The organism is Psychrobacillus sp. OK032 (assembly GCF_900111345.1).
Lineage (GTDB): Bacteria > Bacillota > Bacilli > Bacillales_A > Planococcaceae > Psychrobacillus.
Genome location: NZ_FOGY01000001.1, coordinates 79,970 through 99,195 on the forward strand (window position 1 = coordinate 79,970; position 19,226 = coordinate 99,195).

23 protein-coding genes are annotated in these 19,226 nt (G+C 36.9%); all 23 read right to left on the minus strand.

All coding sequences use genetic code 11. The features are described 5' to 3' along the window. Positions 1-217: 217 nt before the first annotated feature. Positions 218-991 (minus strand): FliA/WhiG family RNA polymerase sigma factor, encoded by a 774-nt coding sequence (locus BMZ04_RS00405; protein WP_369802608.1) that lies wholly within the window; start codon positions 989-991, stop codon positions 218-220. A 94-nt stretch (positions 992-1,085) separates the two neighbouring features. After that, complete coding sequence (locus BMZ04_RS00410; protein ID WP_093263126.1) at positions 1,086-1,379, minus strand: hypothetical protein; 294 nt, start codon at positions 1,377-1,379, stop codon at positions 1,086-1,088. Next, complete coding sequence (locus BMZ04_RS00415; RefSeq protein WP_093263129.1) at positions 1,379-1,876, minus strand: chemotaxis protein CheD; 498 nt, start codon at positions 1,874-1,876, stop codon at positions 1,379-1,381. Before BMZ04_RS00415 ends, BMZ04_RS00410 begins: the two co-directional genes overlap by 1 nt. A gap of 1 nt (position 1,877) precedes the next feature. Then, complete coding sequence (locus BMZ04_RS00420; RefSeq protein WP_093263133.1) at positions 1,878-2,507, minus strand: chemotaxis protein CheC; 630 nt, start codon at positions 2,505-2,507, stop codon at positions 1,878-1,880. Between the two features lie 3 nt (positions 2,508-2,510). Next, positions 2,511-2,966: a chemotaxis protein CheW gene (locus BMZ04_RS00425; RefSeq protein WP_093263137.1), complete on the minus strand. Its 456-nt coding sequence runs from the start codon at positions 2,964-2,966 to the stop codon at positions 2,511-2,513. A gap of 166 nt (positions 2,967-3,132) precedes the next feature. Continuing rightward, the gene (locus BMZ04_RS00430; RefSeq protein ID WP_093263142.1) at positions 3,133-5,196 is read right to left on the minus strand and encodes a chemotaxis protein CheA; all 2,064 of its coding nucleotides are present in this window, start codon (positions 5,194-5,196) and stop codon (positions 3,133-3,135) included. A gap of 14 nt (positions 5,197-5,210) precedes the next feature. Then, positions 5,211-6,317 carry a protein-glutamate methylesterase/protein-glutamine glutaminase gene (locus tag BMZ04_RS00435; protein WP_093263147.1) on the minus strand — a complete coding sequence of 369 codons (1,107 nt, stop codon included), beginning with the start codon at positions 6,315-6,317 and terminating at the stop codon, positions 5,211-5,213. Positions 6,318-6,321: 4 nt separating this feature from the next. Continuing rightward, positions 6,322-7,188 carry a MinD/ParA family protein gene (locus BMZ04_RS00440; protein WP_093263151.1) on the minus strand — a complete coding sequence of 289 codons (867 nt, stop codon included), beginning with the start codon at positions 7,186-7,188 and terminating at the stop codon, positions 6,322-6,324. Then, positions 7,185-8,288 (minus strand): flagellar biosynthesis protein FlhF, encoded by a 1,104-nt coding sequence (flhF, locus tag BMZ04_RS00445; protein ID WP_093263155.1) that lies wholly within the window; start codon positions 8,286-8,288, stop codon positions 7,185-7,187. Before flhF ends, BMZ04_RS00440 begins: the two co-directional genes overlap by 4 nt. Beyond that, on the minus strand, positions 8,285-10,318 hold the full coding sequence (flhA, locus tag BMZ04_RS00450; protein WP_093263161.1) for a flagellar biosynthesis protein FlhA: 2,034 nt from the start codon (positions 10,316-10,318) through the stop codon (positions 8,285-8,287). The genes flhF and flhA overlap by 4 nt, the downstream gene beginning before the upstream one ends. A 24-nt stretch (positions 10,319-10,342) precedes the next feature. Continuing rightward, positions 10,343-11,428 (minus strand): flagellar biosynthesis protein FlhB, encoded by a 1,086-nt coding sequence (flhB, locus tag BMZ04_RS00455; protein WP_093263165.1) that lies wholly within the window; start codon positions 11,426-11,428, stop codon positions 10,343-10,345. Position 11,429: 1 nt separating this feature from the next. Further along, on the minus strand, positions 11,430-12,206 hold the full coding sequence (gene fliR, locus BMZ04_RS00460; RefSeq protein WP_093263170.1) for a flagellar biosynthetic protein FliR: 777 nt from the start codon (positions 12,204-12,206) through the stop codon (positions 11,430-11,432). A gap of 4 nt (positions 12,207-12,210) precedes the next feature. Further along, positions 12,211-12,480: a flagellar biosynthesis protein FliQ gene (gene fliQ / locus BMZ04_RS00465; RefSeq protein ID WP_093263173.1), complete on the minus strand. Its 270-nt coding sequence runs from the start codon at positions 12,478-12,480 to the stop codon at positions 12,211-12,213. A 12-nt stretch (positions 12,481-12,492) separates the two neighbouring features. Then, entirely contained in the window at positions 12,493-13,158 is a 666-nt protein-coding gene (gene fliP / locus BMZ04_RS00470) for a flagellar type III secretion system pore protein FliP (RefSeq protein WP_093263177.1), read from the minus strand. Further along, entirely contained in the window at positions 13,151-13,831 is a 681-nt protein-coding gene (locus BMZ04_RS00475) for a flagellar biosynthetic protein FliO (protein WP_177184264.1), read from the minus strand. The genes fliP and BMZ04_RS00475 overlap by 8 nt, the downstream gene beginning before the upstream one ends. A gap of 7 nt (positions 13,832-13,838) precedes the next feature. Next, positions 13,839-14,201: a response regulator gene (locus BMZ04_RS00480; RefSeq protein WP_093263185.1), complete on the minus strand. Its 363-nt coding sequence runs from the start codon at positions 14,199-14,201 to the stop codon at positions 13,839-13,841. A 19-nt stretch (positions 14,202-14,220) separates the two neighbouring features. Then, positions 14,221-15,384, minus strand: coding sequence for a flagellar motor switch phosphatase FliY (fliY, locus tag BMZ04_RS00485; protein ID WP_093265399.1), 1,164 nt, complete (start codon positions 15,382-15,384; stop codon positions 14,221-14,223). Further along, positions 15,377-16,375 (minus strand): flagellar motor switch protein FliM, encoded by a 999-nt coding sequence (fliM, locus tag BMZ04_RS00490; RefSeq protein WP_093263190.1) that lies wholly within the window; start codon positions 16,373-16,375, stop codon positions 15,377-15,379. The genes fliY and fliM overlap by 8 nt, the downstream gene beginning before the upstream one ends. Positions 16,376-16,405: 30 nt before the next feature. Further along, on the minus strand, positions 16,406-16,837 hold the full coding sequence (gene fliL, locus BMZ04_RS00495; protein ID WP_093263194.1) for a flagellar basal body-associated protein FliL: 432 nt from the start codon (positions 16,835-16,837) through the stop codon (positions 16,406-16,408). Beyond that, positions 16,827-17,048 carry a flagellar FlbD family protein gene (locus BMZ04_RS00500; RefSeq protein WP_093265401.1) on the minus strand — a complete coding sequence of 74 codons (222 nt, stop codon included), beginning with the start codon at positions 17,046-17,048 and terminating at the stop codon, positions 16,827-16,829. Before BMZ04_RS00500 ends, fliL begins: the two co-directional genes overlap by 11 nt. A gap of 65 nt (positions 17,049-17,113) precedes the next feature. Beyond that, the gene (locus BMZ04_RS00505) at positions 17,114-18,103 is read right to left on the minus strand and encodes a flagellar hook-basal body complex protein (RefSeq protein ID WP_093263199.1); all 990 of its coding nucleotides are present in this window, start codon (positions 18,101-18,103) and stop codon (positions 17,114-17,116) included. Between the two features lie 82 nt (positions 18,104-18,185). Beyond that, entirely contained in the window at positions 18,186-18,566 is a 381-nt protein-coding gene (locus tag BMZ04_RS00510) for a TIGR02530 family flagellar biosynthesis protein (protein ID WP_093263202.1), read from the minus strand. 17 nt (positions 18,567-18,583) lie between these two features. After that, complete coding sequence (flgD, locus tag BMZ04_RS00515) at positions 18,584-19,225, minus strand: flagellar hook assembly protein FlgD (protein WP_093263207.1); 642 nt, start codon at positions 19,223-19,225, stop codon at positions 18,584-18,586. Between the last annotated feature and the right edge of the window lies 1 nt (position 19,226).

Sequence of the window (19,226 nt, forward strand, 5' to 3'; positions counted from 1 at the left end):
AATTTAGAAGCAATCTAAAATGCTTAAATAAAATGCGTATTAACGTGATTCCACTAGGATTTCCGCTACAGGGCGGAAATCCCGGCGGTAACTTCCTTAAGACTCATTATTCCTACTTATTGAGCGGAAACATAAAAATGTAAGCGATTATCACTCATTGAATAATATGGATAACCAACAGACATGCAATAATACGGATAACATAACACTCTTTTTTCTATGCATTCATCATTTCACTTGCAAGAAGCTTTCTTAGCTTGAACAGTGCTTTTGAGTGGATTTGTGAAATTCTGGAGGTTGATAATCCAAGCATTTCGCCAATTACAGTTAATGTTAACTCTTCTGTATAAAACAAACTCAAAACTAATTGTTCATTTTCGTTTAATTGCTGAATTTGTCCAGCAAGATCACGAAGTAATTCTTCTTTCACCATCTGCTGCTCCGGCGTTTTTTGAGCATCATCTCTTATCACAAATGACTTTGAATCTACCTCGTCGTTTTCTTGCAATTGTTCATCAATAGATAGTACGTTAGAAAAAAAATGTTCTTGAACCGTTTGATAAACATCGTCTACCGGCATTTCGACAAAATCTGCTATTTCTTCTGCAGATGCATGCCTTAATAATCGTTGTTCAAGCTCTTCAATTTTAGCTTCTAATCTTTTCGCCTTTTCACGTGAAGATCTTGGAAGCCAATCTTCTTTTCTTAAACCATCTATAATTGCACCACGAACCCGAAAAGAAGCATACGTATCAAACTTTAACTCTCTCGAATAGTCGAATTTATTTAGCGCATCAAATAAGCCCATCATACCTAGGCTTTTCAGTTCGTCTCTTGATATATTTTTAGGGATGCTTGCGCCAATACGCTGAACATGATAGGTAACTAGGGGCGTATACTTTCGTATGAGTAAATCTCCGGCCTCTGAATCTTTATATTCTATCCATCTCTTCCAAAGGAGTTGTTCCTCTGTCGAATTTTCTTTTGCCACCATTACCCTCCTCTCCAATATATCTCATGAATATGTATATTATAGCAAATTTCTACACAAAAAGAGGAGTCGAAAACATCGACATCCCCTGCTTTCATTGTTCACTTAACATAGATTTGACAATTTTCGCGAGTTCTTCAGAAGAAGGCTCCACTGCATCTATTTCTTTCTGCGTAGCGAATGCCATTTCTTCTTCCGTAGCCACCGGATTTACCATGACAAAGGCAATGATTGCCCTAGCGATAAATGTTAAGAAGAAAAATAACAAAGCTAACATACTTGCATCCCACAATATACGCTTACCATTCAAAAAAGGATACGATGAGAAAAAGTAAGCACTAAATGCAATAAGGGCTACCCAAAAATTAGAAAGAATTGTGCCAACCATTAAATATCTCTCACTCCTTGGTTTACCGTTCGAATATTTAATAGATTATTAGCGGGGTTAAATTCAATTGTTCTTCCGCTACTACCACCTGTATCTTCTGAAATAATTGGTATCGAATATTTTTTTAAATATTCCTTTACCGCTTCCACATTTCGCGGTCCAATTCGCATAGTATCTTTACCTGAAGTAAATTGGAACATTTGCGCACCTCCTGCTATTTTTGCTCGTAATCTAAAAGGTTGTACCCCTTCTAATTTAAGCTGCTCGATCATAGCAGGTATACCAGTATCAGCAAATTTAGCAACATTAATCGTTTCAGTTCTACCTAAACTAGAATCTGGTAGCATAACATGAACTAACCCAGCGATTTGCGACCTTTCATCGTATAAAACGACGCCAACACATGAGCCGAGACCAGAAGTACGTATCGTATCCGGCATTTTCACTGTATTCATATCCGCAATCCCAACTTTAACTACTTGACCCTGTCCAACCATCCTATTGCACTCCTAAAGATCTGAAAATAGCTTCAAATGAATCCGGGTCAGGCAGCAAGAAGAAATGCCCTTTCACACTTTCCCCGGTTGTTGTATTATCCTCATTAATTGCGGTATCAATCACGATAACATAATCGCTAACATGAGAAACTTCTACTAAACCAAAACTAACAATAGCCCCAACCATATCTACACTTAATGCAGGTACTGATGGATAAATTTTAAGACTCGTAAAATCAGACAGTGCAGATAGATAGGATCCCGAAAGAATATTACCTAATTCTTGCATGGCAGATGCCGCTAGCTCAGAAACTTCTCCGGTTTGAAAATCCAGACTACTATCTTGTACTAGCGACTGAATGAAGCGGTTAGCTTGCTCTACAGGTAATACAAAAAACATATTCCCCGTTACATCTCCATCAATTCGAAGAAATATACCAGCAACAACGTTTTCAGGACCCCCTGCTAAATCCATCATATCATCGAAAGAAACCATTTCTACTTTAGGAACGGTCATCTCTATTTTTTTGTTTAAAAGGGTCGAAAGTGCGGTCGCTGCATGCGCAGCGCCAATATTTCCTATTTCTTTTAAAACATCTAAATGAATCGATGTAATATTTTTTTTATACATGTATTAAACACCTGACTTTATCGGATTTAATACGAGATGCATATGCAACAATATTAATAAACGACTTCCCAATTTTGCCACACCAGCGATATAATCTTCTTCTAATCCGCCGACTACTTCTGGTTGTGGTTCTATTGAATCTGTTGGAATGTCTAACACGTCATTTGCAGAATCTACAATTACACCTACGTTCATATCTTCTAACGTAATTATGATGATTCGGGAAGATTCATTCAATTCACTTTCTAAAAGTCCGAGACGCTTTCTTAGGTCAATGATTGGTGTAACTACCCCTCTTAAATTTATTACCCCTTTTACATAAGAAGGTGTTTTAGGCACTCTCGTAATATGCGTCAATTTTTCAATTCCTTGCACATGCGTGACCGGAATAACATATTCCTTATCTGCCAATTGAAAAACAACTACTTTTAAATTTTGAACGTCTATAGCTTCTGTCATATAGTTTCGCATCCTTCCTAAAAGAATCAATTACGCCTCTGTGACATCCGCCGGAGGCTTTCTCTTTGTTCAGCGGGCGTTTCAACACCCGCTCAACAGTAAACAAAATAGCATTCCTCTCACCACTTATAGAAGTGGGAGTCTACACCTGAATGAAGATAAACTCTTATATTATCAATGCATTACAATCCACGATTAATGCTACTTTACCATTTCCTAAAATAGTTGCTCCTGAAATAGCAAACACACTCGTCAAGTATGCTCCTAGCGATTTCAAAACAATCTCTTGCTGTCCGATAAACGAATCCACAACGAGTCCAGCTAATTTGTCACCCTTTCGAACTATGACAACTGAATGGAATTCATCTTTTGTATCTTCTCTTGGTACTTCAAACACATCTTCCAAAAATACTAAAGGCACTACTTTTCCTCGGAAATCAATGACCTTTTGATTGTGTGCATTTAATATATCTGATGAACGAATAATCGCTGTTTCAATAATTGAGGAAAGTGGAATTGCGTAAATTTCTTCTCCAAGTTCAACTAACATAACGGAAATAATAGACAATGTTAATGGTAATTGGATCGAAAATAAGGACCCTTTTCCTTCTGTTGAAGTAATATCCATTGTTCCACCAAGCGATTCGATCGTTGTTTTAACAACATCTAAACCAACGCCTCGTCCAGATACGTCTGAAATGACATCCGCTGTAGAAAAACCAGAAGATAAAATTAGTTCTGCAACTTGTTTATCTGTTAATGTTATAGCAATTTCTTCACTAACAATGCCCCTAGAAATAGCTTTCTTCAACACTTTTTCCCGATTAATACCCGCTCCATCGTCTTCTATTTCAATAAAGACATGATTCCCACTATGGTACGCTCGGAGGACAACCGTACCTTCTTCAGGTTTACCTTTTGATTTTCTAACTTCTGGGCTTTCTATACCATGATCGAGTGAATTACGTATAAGGTGAACAAGTGGGTCCCCAATTTCATCAATAACTGTACGATCTAATTCGGTTTCTGCACCAATAACTTCTAAACTGATCTTCTTATTTAAGTCTCTCGCTAATTGTCTTACCATTCGTGGGAATCGGTTAAATACTGTTTCCACAGGTACCATGCGCATATTTAAAATGATATTTTGAAGATCTCCCGTAATTCGAGACATCCGTTCAACCGTCTCATCTAATTCAGCGTTTCGAAGATCTTCTGAAATCGACTGTAATCGACCACGATCAATCACAAGCTCTTCAAATAGATTCATGAGAACATCTAACCGTTCAATGTTTACCCGAATTGTTTTACTACTAGAAGAAGTATTCCCTTTTGTTGTAGACGACTTTTCTTTTTTCTCTGGCTTCAATTCAGCCGTTTGACTCGTTTCTTCAAGTGCTTGTACTACTACTTGCTCCGTTTTCTCTACTTTACTTAATTCATCCTGTTGGCGTGTTTTTAGTTGCTCTAATGTTACAGATTGGACTACAACTTCCGTAACCTCGGACACTTTCATTAATTTCTTTTGCACATCATCTTTTGGCTCGGTAGTTACTAAAGCAATATAGAAAACTTCATCAAAATCTTCCGCTTCCAATTTTTCAACTGACGGCGAGGACTTAATTACATCTCCCATTTTCTCTAGTAGTTCAAAAACCATATATACACGTGCTGCTTTCAACAAACAATCTTCCCGTAATTTTACGGAAATTTCATATGTATGATAATCTTGCTCCAAGGATTGTTGAATGACAGTTAACTCGTAATCATCATAGTTTAACCAATTCTGTCCCTTGGAAGAATCTAAAGATACAACTTCTTCTACAGTAGTTGCTGCAACTGGTGCTTCTTCCCCTATTTCAATTGCATGCAGTTTTTGTACTGTATCGGCTACATCTAATTTTCCATTTCCACCTGCAGCAATATCTAAAACCATTTCTTCTAACTGGTCTACTGCTGTAAAAACAACATCAAGTAAATCAGCTGTTACATGCAAACGATTATTTCTTATTTCGTCTAGGACATTTTCCATTTTATGCGTTAAATTTGCAATATCTTCATAACCCATCGTAGCGGACATACCTTTTAACGTATGCGCAGAACGAAAGACTTCATTTACAATGGCAATATCTTCTGGATTTTTTTCCAATTCTAATAAGTGTTCATTACAAGCTTGTAAATGTTCTTTACTCTCTTCGATAAACATTTCTAAATATTGACTTGTATCCATTTATTAACACTCCTTTAAGGTAAATATTGTATGATAGCTTTTGCGATATTTTCTAGGTCTACTATTTCGTTTACTAGATTCGTTTCCACTGCTGCCTTTGGCATGCCATATACAATGCATGATTCCGCCGATTCAGCGATAGCTACTACATTGCCATTTTTCTTCAGTTGCATAAGTCCTTTGGAACCATCTGATCCCATCCCTGTCATAATTACGGCAATTTTATCGAAATCATTATAGTGACTACTTTCTTCGAATAGCACATCTACAGCCGGTCTATGTCCCGCTCTAGGCGCTTCTTCGTTATCTAAAATAATGCTATATGTACTTCCTATTTTTTGTATCTTCATATGGTATCCACCAGGAGCAATATAAGCATGACCATTGCGAATAATATCTCCATTTTCCGCTTCTTTCACTTCAATTTCAGCTAATTGATTGAGTCTTTCAGCTAAAGATTTAGTAAATCCGGCAGGCATATGTTGTACAATGAGCACAGGAGCTGGTATGTTTTTCGGAAGCTTGGTGATCACCTCTTGCAATGCTCTCGGACCACCTGTAGACGTGCCGATCAATACCATTTTTTTAGTTGCTTTACTCCATTTGGACACTCTTTTTGTACTCATTAAGTTGTTTGCTATTGTTTTTCTATCTAGTAATGTAGGCTTTGTTTTTAAAAGCTTCGTAGTTTCTTTATTTAGTTTACTAATGGTTACTTGAGCCGCATTTTCGACTTTCTCTACTAGTTCTTCTTTAATCTTATGTAAATCTAATGAAATCGTCCCGCTTGGCTTAGCGACAAAGTCCACTGCACCATACGCCATTGCTTGAAGCGTAATTTCTGTACCTTTTTGTGTCGTACTAGACAACATCACTACCGCAACAGGAGTTTCTGTCATGATTTGTTTCAACGCGTCTAACCCATTCATTTCAGGCATCTCCACGTCTAGCGTAACAACATCAGGTTTTAATGCTTTTATTTTTTGAATGGCATCTTTCCCGTTCCGTGCAATCCCAACCACTTCTATTACATTACTTTCTTTGAAAAAATCACCTATCAACTTACGCATAAACGCAGAGTCATCAACAATTAATAATTTCTTTTTTGGCAAAAGAACCACTAGCTCATGACCTCCTCGAAAATAGATTTTTCAACCGAGATATGAATGTATTTTGGTTTGGAATATCATTTTCTTCTACTTCAATAGAAGTAAAGCTACTTACCATTTGTTTTAACTTTTTGGTAATATCGGCATTTGGATATAAGATAGAAAAAGGAACTTGTTCTTTCACGGACATACGTACGACTGGGTCTTCTGGTAAAGATCCAAGTACGACAATTTCTTTTGATAAGAACTTAGACATCGCAAGTTTTAACCTAGACGTCGTATCAGACCCTTCTTCTTCCGAGAATGCTCGATTGCAAAGTAAAAAGAAGTTCTTATCCGGATCTTTGAAATAGATAAACTTCATCATAGAATATGCATCTGTGATGGAAGTCGGTTCTGCGGTAGTAATAACAATAATATCGTCAACGGAGACTAGTAAATCTAATGTTTGACTTGTTGCACCAGCACCCATATCAAATACGATGTAATCATAATTTTTTTGTAAATATTCAAACGCTTCGATTAGGCGATTGAACATTTTGTCGTTCCACTCCATCACACCCGAAAGGCCTGAACCTCCAGAAATGTATTGTAGGTTATTTGGTCCTTCGAACATGACTTCTTCAATCGTTTTTTCTCCGACTAAGTAATCTTTCAAATTGGTAGGTACAGTTTTTCCGAGCAATATATGAATATTCCCCATACCGATGTCCATATCAATTAGTACTACTTTTTTACCTATTGCACTTAAAGTTGTTGTAAAATTCATGGAAAAATTACTTTTTCCAACTCCACCTTTTCCACTGACAACGGCAATAGATCGACCTAGCTTTTGTTGACTTCGAAGCATTCGCATCCGTAACTCTTCAGCTTGATCTCTCATAACGAATCCCCTTTAAAAAATATCTCGAGTAATTCATCTAGACTAGCTTCCATAATATCTTCCGGGACTTCTTGACCATCCGTATAGTAAGCAAGTCCCTTCTTATATTTAACCATTAAATTAATAATTGAGCCAATAGAATTTGTCTCATCTACTTTTGTAAAAATAAATTTTTCAATTGGAAAATCCTTGAATTGTTCAATGATTACTTCCATATCCTTCTGTTTAGACGTAGATGATAATACAAGAAATGTTTCGGTGTTTTCTTTTAAGTCAATTAGTTCTTGTAGGTCTTCCACGAATTTTGCTTCTTTATAATTTCGTCCTGCTGTATCGATAAATACAACATCTAATGCTTCAAATTTATGCATCGCTTGTTGCAAATCTTGTTCGTTGTAGACAATTTCAATTGGTGCTTGTAATAATCCGGCATACGTTTTTAATTGTTCAATTGCTGCAATTCGGTATGTATCCGTCGTAATAAATCCAACTTTTTTCTTTTTTTCTAATACAGCACGAGCAGCCATTTTAGCAATAGTCGTCGTTTTTCCAACTCCAGTCGGCCCCAGTACGTTAATATATTTCTTTTTATACGAAATACCACCAAATGGGAAAGCCTCAAGCTGAGATTTCAAGTAATCTTTCGCCAACTTTTGCTGCACTTCTATTGAAATACGGCCCTCGTTTTTTTTCATATGCACGAAAAGCTCATCACTAATCGATGTGATAAGCTCCTCTGCTAATTCTTGCTCCTTCAAATGATGAATAAGAGCTTCCAGTTCATCCGGATAGGTCCTATTCGGTTTTTGACGTCCGATCGACTTTACCATTTGTTTTAAGTCTTCTAATTCTCTTTTGATCGCAACCGAATTAGTATCTTCTTGTACTTGTTGAATAATTGGTTTTTCTATCATTGGTGCTGGACTATCAATCGAATCCATTCCCGCTAATACTTCAATTGATTTCTTTTTAAACAGACCTAAAAAGCCCTTCGAATAGACAGCTTTAGAATTTAATATGACCGCCTCTTCTCCCAATTCTTTTCGAATTAGTTTCATCGCCTCTGGCATAGTACTAGCCGTAAATTTTTTCATTTTCACTCTACATTCACCACCCCAACACTTTGTACCTCAATAGATGACTCTAGTTCGTTGTAAGAAAGAATCGGAATTTGAGGAAAATACCGTTCTGTCATTTGTCGTATGTACATGCGTACCGCAGGAGAACATAAAACAATTGGCGATTGCTCCATTAAAGATGCTCGTTCTATTTCTTTTGCCATGGATTCTAGAATTGTTTGTGAATCGTTTGGATCTATAGATAGATAGTTCCCATGCTCAGTTTGCTGGATACTATCCGCTACTAACTTTTCTACTCTTCCAGAAACGGTTAACACTTTTAAAACATGATTATTCCCTGCATATTGCGTTGTTATTTGTTTTGCTAACGATTGTCTCGTATATTCGGTTAATATATCGACATCAGACGTCATTTTTGAATAATCGGCAAGGGTTTCAAAAATGATTGGCAAATTACGGATGGACACATGCTCACGCAATAAATTACCTAACACTTTTTGAATTTCTCCGACAGTTAAAGGTGTTGGCGTTAGTTCATCCACAAGGATTGGATAGGTTTCTCTAATATGATCAATTAACTGTTTTGTTTCTTGACGACCCAGTAATTCATGCGCATTGTTTCGAATAATTTCCGTCATATGAGTGGATACAACACTCGGTGGATCCACGACTGTATAACCAAGTATTTCGGCTTCTTCTTTTATTGACTCCGTTATCCATTTTGCAGGTAATCCAAAAGAAGGTTCAATTGTATCAATTCCTTCAATCGAATCATCATCTCCGGGACTCATAGCTAAATAGTGATCAAGTAATAGTTCTCCTCTTGCCATCTCATTTCCTTTAATTTTAATACGATATTCATTCGGTTGTAGTTGGATATTATCCCGAATACGAACAACTGGAATGACTACCCCAAGTTCAAGTGCTAACTGTCTACGAATCATAACCACACGATCGAGTAAATCACCGCCCTGTGCAGTATCTACTAAAGGGATTAGTCCATAACCGAATTCAAATTCAATCGGATCCACATTTAATAGATTGATAACATTTTCAGGGCTTTTCATCGTATCCGTTGCAACTTCCTCTTCATATTCTTCGATTTCATCTGGACTTTCTTTACTACTTTTCGATATCATATATGCTCCTATTGCAAGTGCAATCGAAACTGGGAATGTGAGTAATATTCCAATCGGAGTAATAATACCAAGTAAAGCTATTGTAGCCGCGGCAACATACAGGAGTTTTGGCTGATTAAATAATTGGCTCGTTATGTCTCCACCTAAATTACCTTTAGATGCGGCCCTTGTAACAACGATACCAGTTGCTGTAGAGATTAATAATGCAGGAATTTGTGAAACAAGACCATCCCCAACAGTTAATGTAGAGAAAAGAACCGCCGCTTCAGCTAAAGGAAGACCAAATTGAACAACACCAATGATAATCCCAAATACAAGGTTAATAATTACAATAATAATACCTGCTATTGCATCCCCTTTTACGAATTTCGTAGCACCATCCATAGCTCCATAAAAGTCAGCTTCTCCACTAACTTTTTCACGTCTTTCTCTAGCCTCTTTTTCTGAAATCATCCCAGCATTTAAATCCGCATCGATACTCATTTGTTTACCAGGCATAGCATCCAAGGTAAAACGAGCGGCAACTTCAGATACACGTTCTGCCCCTTTAGTAATAACAATGAAATTGATAATAACTAAAATAGCAAATACTACTAAACCAACTAAAAGATTCCCACCTGTTACGAACGTACCGAAAGTTTCAACTACTTTACCAGCATCACCTTCAGCTAAAATTGCTCTCGTAGTCGAGACGTTCAGTGCGAGTCTAAACAAAGTTACAAGTAATACGACGGTAGGGAAAACGGAAAACTGTAAAGCCTCTTGCATATTCATAGCAGTCATTAAAATCAATAAAGCTATGGTAATATTAACTATTATCAGAAAACTTAATAACCAATGAGGAAGAGGTATTACTAGCATAGCCACAATTGAAATTACAGCTGCTAAAACGGATATATCGCGGATTTGCATATACTTCCACCTCAATCTTTGCCTTTAAATTTTTTGTTTAATTCGATATACATAAGCCAGCACTTCTGCCACTGCTTTGAAAAATTCATCCGGAATTCGTTGGCCGATTTCCACTTGGTCAAACATTGCTCTAGCAAGTGGTCTATTTTCAACCATCACGACATCATTTTCTTTAGCAATAAGCTTGATCTTTTGAGCCACAAGATCGGCTCCTTTAGCTACAACTATAGGGGCATCCATCGATTCATCATCGTACTTTAGCGCAATGGCAAAATGGGTTGGGTTTGTAATAACTACATCAGCCGTCGGAACTTCTTGCATCATGCGACGCATCGCCATTTCCCTTTGCCTTTGTCTTATACGAGATTTAATAATCGGATCTCCCTCCGAGTTTTTATGTTCATCTTTAATGTCTTGCTTCGACATTTTTAAGTTTTTTTCATAGTCAAATCGCTGATAAAAGAAATCTAATATCGATATAAATAACAACACAACAGATGCCGCTATCCCCATCATGCCCGTTAACCATCCAACGGTCGATAATGTATCCCAAGCTGTTTTAAAGGACAATGATAGCACTTGTTCTAGATTCATCCATAAGATAAGCGTTGTTACAGATCCGATAAATGAAATCTTCAATATCGATTTCAATAACTCAATAATTGCTTTAAGCGAAAAAATACGTTTCAATCCTTTAATAGGATCTATCTTTTTCAAATCAAATTTGAGCGGCTCCGTTGTAAAGAGCAATCCAAATTGAAAAAAGTTTGCAGCGACCGCTGCTACTACAGCTACTAGCATAATTGGTAGTAAAATGATTGCCATTTCCATTAATAAGTCTTTGTATATTTCAATCGACGTATCTATTGTCAACGTTTCAATTAACATATATTTCGTAAACGTCACATCAAAAAAAGAGAAGATTTCTGCTCGCAAAAATCCTGCAAAGAAAAACAAAAACAAAAACACGGAAAGTAACACAATGGCACTTGTTACATCTTGGCTTTTTAATACTTGTCCTTTTTTACGCGAATCTTGCCTTTTTTTAGGGGTCGCTTTTTCTGTTTTTTCTCCTGCAAAAAACTGTAAATCTAATTGGAGTTTAAACATATTAGCCACCTCCTAAAATGATCATTAAATCGCGCATACTGACGACCATCATTTCAAACATTTCTTGAACAACTGCCATTAAAACACCCATCATAACAAGGAGTACTAAGAAACTAACTCCTATTTTAATCGGAAATCCGACCACGAAGATATTTAACTGTGGAACGGTTCTTGCCGTAATACCTAATGCAATATCTACTAAAAATAGTGTTGCCACGATTGGTATAGACATTTGAAAGGCTACCGCAAATATCCCCGCAAAGGTTTTCATAATAAACTCCACATAATTTTCTTGTCCAAATGCAGGCCATGGAAGCTCCATTGGGATAAATTGATAACTATAGAAAACACCATCTAACAGTAAATGATGACCATTTAAGGCAAGTAACAACAGGAGTGCTAGTGTATTTAGAAATTGACCGATTAACGGACTTTGTGCGCCAGTTTGCGGATCAATAACATTCGCAATCGCAAAGCCCATCTGAAAGTCGATAAACCCGCCGGCAATTTGGACGGCGGACATAATGATAAAAGCGAGTAATCCAATAAACAGTCCCACCATTACTTCTTTTATAATTAATAATATATAATCCCCATTCACTTCAAATGGTTCCACATCCATCGTATAATACATCATCCACGAAAGAATAACCGCAAAAGCAATCCGGTGCGATGCAGGTACTGTACGATGCGAAAAAAGAGGCAAAATGACGAAAAAGGCGGAAACTCTTGCAATGATTAGTAATAGTACAGTTAAGCTAGGTATGATTTGTTCCATATGCTCAACCAATGTATCTTATTAAATTTTCAAATATATCTGCAGCATAAGATGTCACTTGCGATAACATCCAAGGCCCGAAAAAAACAATGGCAACTAACACAGCCACAATTTTAGGTACAAATGCAAGTGTTTGTTCTTGTATTTGTGTCGTTGCCTGAAAAATACTTACTGCAAGACCAGTTATTAAAGCGACCAAAAGAAGAGGACCTGATGCAAGAAGAATGACCCAAATTGCTCTTTCCGCAATCGAAATAACCATTTCATTATTCATGACAATCAGCTCCTAAAAACTTTGTAATATGGATTTCATGACTAAATACCATCCATCCACTAATACAAACAATAATATTTTAAACGGCAATGAGATCATAACAGGTGGTAACATCATCATCCCCATTGACATTAATACACTGGCAACGATCATATCAATTACTAAAAATGGAATAAAAATCATAAACCCAATTTGAAAAGCGGTTTTTATCTCGCTTAGGGCAAATGCAGGAACCATCACGGTTAATGGAATATCTTCAATCGATTCCGGCCGTTCTGCTTCTGTATAACGTAAAAATAATTCTAAATCTTTTTGCCTCGTATGCTTGCTCATAAACTCTTTAAATGGGCCACTCGCATTTTCATACGCTTGCTCCAATGTTATCTCTTCATTGAAAAGTGGAGTTAAGGCTTCTTCATTCACTTGCTGGAAAGTAGGCGCCATGATGAAGAAAGTCAAAAATAACGCCAGACCAACAATGACCTGATTCGGAGGCATTTGCTGTGTGGCAAGTGCCGTCCGAACAAAGGAAAGAATAATAACGATTCGAGCAAAACTTGTCATTAATATTAAAATGCTTGGTGCCAAAGATAAAACCGTAAGCAATAGCATTAACTTGATTGAAGTAGAGACATTTGACGGATCACTGTCCGAAAAGAACTGGACAAAATCATTCATTTTTTTCGCGCTCCTTTGTCTTCCAATCCTTTAATACATCACTACGGTCTTTTTTAATTTCTCGTAACTTTTTTTGGAACGTTTCGTTAAATGATGGATTTTTTTGCTCATTATTTTTCGACTTAGAAGATACATTTTCTTTTAAACGATGAACTAGTTCTGATATGTATGGAACTGTTTTACCGATATCTTGTTTTTCTTCATATATTTTCGTTAGCTTCTCTATTTCTTCTGGATCCTCTATTTCTTTTAATAAAGTAATATCTTCTCCAATTCCAACTAAAAATAGAGAATTGCCAACTTGTAATAACTGAACAGATTTACCTTGACTAACGCCAACTCCACCTAAATTTTGTATTAGCTGATTGTGTTGAAACGTCTTATTTCTACTATTCACAAATCGTAATAGACCATAAAGTAATAACACAACAAATAGTAAAGCGAAGATCATTTTCACATAATCCCAAGCGGTAACAGATACTGGATCCGTAGCGATCTCTTCTGTTTGTTCTTGTTCCACATTGGAAGCAGGTTGTTCTTCTGAACTATTGGTCTTGGCTTTGTTATAATATTCTTCAATGCTTCCATTCGGATCTATAGCCGCATATGCGTCTTGTTCAAACAGTAAAAATAATGTGGAGATGACACAAAAAACGAGGGTAAATTTCCTCATCATTGTATTACCCGATTGCTTTGGAAATTGCTTCAATTACTCTGTCGGCTTGAAAAGGTTTTACGATAAAATCTTTTGCGCCAGCTTGAATAGCGTCAATGACCATTGCTTGTTGCCCCATAGCGGAACACATAATAATAACTGCATTTGGATCTTTTGCTTTTATTTCTTTTAATGCAGCAATTCCATCCATTTCCGGCATCGTAATATCCATTGTTACTAAATCTGGTTTCAGCTCTGCATATTTCTCGATAGCTTGTACCCCGTCTGCAGCTTCTCCTACTACTTCAAATCCGTTTTTTGATAAAATATCTTTTATCATCATGCGCATAAATGCTGCATCGTCCACTATTAAAATTCTTTTCGACATTATATGTCTCCTCCAGTACTTATTTTAAATTGTTAATACGATCTGCTTGGCTTAGAATATCGGTAATACGAACACCGAAGTTTTCATCGATTACAACGACTTCCCCTTTAGCAATATGTCTATTATTCACTAATATATCAACTGGTTCCCCAGCTAATTTATCCAGTTCAATAATAGAACCGCTTGTTAGTTCCAATATGTCTTTCACAGTTCTTTTTGTACGACCTAATTCTACTGTTACTTGTAACGGTATATCAAGTAGTAAATTCAAATTTCTCGATTCATTTTGTGATAGACTCGGTGCTTCAAAACTAGCGAATTGTGCTTGTTGCACTTCAACTTGTGGCGCGACTTTGCGCGGTTGAGTAAATTGCATTGGCGCTTGTTCTTGAATTGGTTCGTGTACGAGCTCCGCTGGTGCCACATGATTTTGTGTTGGAGTAGTGTCTACTCTTTCTTCCATAATGGTTGCAGCAGCTTCTTGCTCCACTTCTTCCCCCATTAGCGATTTAACTAAATTTAAGCCGAATTCTAATGGTAGTAATTGCATAATATTCGAATCGATTAATTCGCCAATTTTTAAGCGGAACGATACTTTTATCAACATTTCATCGTTTGGTATGGCATCCTTACCTTCACCTGCTAATAAATTCATCAAATCAATAGAAGGCGGAGAAATATCTACTTTTTTATTAAATACAGTCGACATGGATGTTGCAGCTGAGCCCATCATTTGATTCATCGCTTCTTGCACTGCACTTAACTGGATTTCACTCAGCTCTGGTTTTGGATCAATCCCGTCTCCACCAAGCATTAAATCTGCAATAATCGTCGCATCTGATTGTTTAATCACAAGAAGATTCATCCCCGTGAGTCCAGCTGTATAGTGTACCTGTACCGCTACATATGGATGTGGAAATTCCTCTTGTAATTTGGAACGATTAATCATGCTAAGATGTGGAGTCGTTATTTCTACTTTTTGACCTAAAAGAGCTGACAATGCCGTAGCGGAACTACCAAAAGAGATATTTCCAATCTCTCCAAGTGTATCTTGTGCAAAATCATCCAAATAATCTTCTATATTAATGATCTCTTTAGTATCTTGATTTCTTTTTTCTTCTTCCAATGTAGTTCCTCTTAGGAGGGCCTCAATTTCTTCTTGGGAGAGCATATCATCACTCATCATCATCCTCTCCTCCTTTCAATGTTTCCATGACTTGTACAGCCATTCGTTTTTTTAGTTTTCCGGGTTGTGCTTTGAATTTTGGAATATTCCCAACCTTAACCGTTAAAGGATCGTCTATTTTAGTATTCAACTGGATAACATCCCCTAGTTGTAAGTACAACAAGTCTTCTATGGAAATATCGGTAGAACCTATTTCCGCAACTATTGGAATCTCTGCTGATTTCACCCGTTTTTCAAGTACTTTCAACTGCTCAGGTGAAACCTCTTTTTTATTCGTTTGCATCCAATATCGCACCGATAAGTTAGGGACAATTGGTTCCAAAACGACATGTGGTATACAAATATTAATCATTCCACTTGTTTCCCCAATAATCGTATTAAACGAAATAACAACAACTGTTTCGTTTGGAGAAATCATCTGTAAAAATTGTGGATTGACTTCTAGCTCCGTAAGTATTGGATCAATATCCGCAATATTAGCCCAAGCCTCTCTGAGATTATCAAACGAACGTTCAAATAAGTTCGTCATTATTTTCGTTTCAATCTCCGTTAAGTTATAATTCTTTGTATGTGTTTCGCCTCGACCACCCATTAATAGATCCAACATCGTGTATGCGATATTTGGATTAATCTCCATTAAAATATTTCCTTCTAGTGGGGGAACTTCAAACACATTGATAAGCGTCATATGTGGCACCGAACGAATAAATTCTTCAAACGGTATTTGATCCACCGATACAACGGAAATTTGTACGTACGATCTTAATTGGGCAGAAAAAAATGTTGTTAATAAACGAGCAAAATTTTCATGAATTCGTGTTAAACTTCGTATTTGATCTTTTGAGAAACGAAGCGCTCGCTTAAAGTCATATACTCTAACTTTTTTAGCTTCCTGCTCACTTTTCATCTCATCTGCTGTCATTTCGCCTGTTGAAAGAGCACTTAACAACGCATCTATTTCCGATTGAGATAATATATCTCCTGCCAATCCGCCCACCTCCATTCAAAAAATATTACTTTACTGAATTATATAAGAAGTTATATAAACTTGCTGCACTTCACCTTCATCCATTAACTCATTAATTTTCGTTTTTAAGGACGATTGGAAATTTGCTTTTCCTTGCTTACCTTCTAAATCTTCTGGAGTCATTTCAGATAGCTCTGTTATGACAATGTTTTTTACTTGGAAATCCCGTTTTGTAAGTTCTTCTGCAGCTTTTGGATTATCCGTTTGCACTTTTAACGAAATACGAATGAATTTATTCGTTGCAAGGTTCGTCGTAATTTCTGAAATATCGACCGATGATTCAACTATTTCATCAATGGTCGGTCCTGTTTCTTCATCACCTTTGTTTAGTTGAAAAATAATTAACAAAGCGATGACACCTACTAAAGTAATGGATACTAAAATAATGAGCATGATCGTTAGCAGTTTATTTTTACTCTTCATGTTCTTCACCTCTTATATGGGGGTTCGCTAATATATGTATTCCCTTGTAAAATCGAGAAATTTGAGCGTGTACTTCTTCTCGGGATTCCAACGCAACATATTTATGACCGTTTGTAAGTGTTATCGTTGTATCCGGAAAAGATTCCACCGTCTCTATGTATAGAGCATTCAACGAAAACTCTTTGCCGTTTAATCTTGTTAAGTTAATCATATATAAAGGGCCGGGCCACAAAGGAGCGGCCCAACCCTCCCTTACAAATTTAGTAGTTTAATTGATTAACGTTTTAAGTTTATAAGCTCTTCTAAAATGGAGTCAGAAGTTGTAATAATACGAGTGTTTGCTTGGAACCCACGTTGCGCTACGATCATGTCTGTGAATTCTTCTGATAAATCGACGTTTGACATTTCTAGGAAACCGGAGTTTACTGACCCAACACCTTCTTTTAAAGCAACTTGATTCATAGGATCACCGGAATTTGAAGTAGCTTGGTAATAGTTAGAACCAGTTTTATTTAAACCACCTGGATTCGGGAACTTAGTTAAGACTAATTGACCCGCCCATCTCAACGTTCCTTCTGAATCTACAAATGTAATCGAACCGTCTTGTCCAACAGCCATGCTTTGTGCATTTGTTGGAATACGAATTGGAGTGTAATCAATTGTAGCTGTCCCTGTAGTAGTTACTGGCAACTTATCAGCCATTGTTCCAGGTGTTGTAGAAAGATTTCCAGTAGCAGTAGTATCTGCAGTAACTTCATTAGCTGCGGGATAGGCAGTTGTAACCGTTGTTGGGTCAGCATCCCATCCACTTACTCCTGCACCTACTAAAAACTTACCACTTGAGTCAACTAAGTACCCATTATTGTCCATGTAAAAGTTTCCGGCTCTTGTATAAGATGGATTTGTAAATGTACCTGACCCTGTAGCTGGATCTATATCGTTATTACCATCAGCAACTTGAAAAAAACCATCCCCAGAAATCGCTAAGTCTAATGTATTTCCAGTAGATTGTAATGAACCCCCTGAATGAATCGTGTCAATTGCGGATAATTGTGAACCTAAACCAACTTGTTTTGCGTTTACCCCTCCACGCGTTAAGGTGGCAGCCGATGCAGCTGATGTTGTTTGTGAGATCAAATCTTTAAAAATCGTACGACCTTTTTTAAACCCGTAAGTGTTTACGTTTGAGATATTGTTACCTATAACATCTAGTTTTGTTTGAAAGTTTTTTAAGCCTGAAATACCTGAGTACATTGAGCGAATCATTAAATTTTTTCTCCCTTCAATTTGCGTGCTAGCTTCAATCAGTCCGCTGCACATAGCATCCTTTTAAAGGTCCTGCTATTTATTAGTTCAGCACAATCGTGCCATCGATATTTGTAAATAATTGATCTTTCGCTTCCGTGCGATCCATTGCAGTAATCACTGTCGCATTTTTTGCACTGACGATTAATGCTGCTTGATCCATCAATACTAAAGAGTCTTTTACACCTTTTGAGCGTGCTTCTGCTACTTTGTCATTAATCAGTTGCCACTCTGCTTCTGAGATGTGAATATTTCTATCAATTAATCGTTGATTAGCATGTTTACTGACTTTCAACTCTGTTTTTACGGTTGCATCATGTAAATGCTGTAAAAACGATTGTTTTGATGTTGTGACTTGTTTAGACGTAAAGGGTTGACGGATTGTTGGTTGCAGCGGAACGCGATTCATCTTAATGTTGTCCATTGCATATCTCCGTTCTATTAGCTGATTGAATTGATTTGATCAGCTTTTATTGTCGTATTATCACTTAAATTATAAACAATCGAGCCATCTTTTTTCGTTACTGAGACAACTTGCCCCGTTCCTTCTGTTTCACCATTCGCATAACTTACTGTTTTACCAATCATCATACTTGCTTCCACTAAGCTGTTTGCACTTGTGCCACTTGATAATACTTCGGAAATATTTCCTGGTGAAATTACTTTACCATCGGCAAGTGTAAATTCTACTTTGCCATTTACAAATCTAATCGCACTTATTTGTCCGGTACCTTCATTTGTAATTGGCTTGCCGTCTTCGACTACTTCTTCTGTTAACTCATGCCATTTCACTTCTTTTCCTACGAAGCTACTATACTCTATCATTTGGCTTTGTTCTTGCACTTCTGCAAAATCTTCAAATGCTTTTGTTAAATTAGTCATTTGTTCTAAAGAAGAGAACTGTGCCATTTGTGCGATGAATTGTGAATCATCCATTGGTTTTGTCGGATCTTGATTTTGAAGTTGCGTCATTAGAATTTTTAAAAAAGCATCTTTTCCTAATGCACTATTTCCCGTTTGTTTTTCTACCTTTTTTTGGTTCTGTAAGTACATACCGCTTGTAATTGGATTCATATCAGCCATT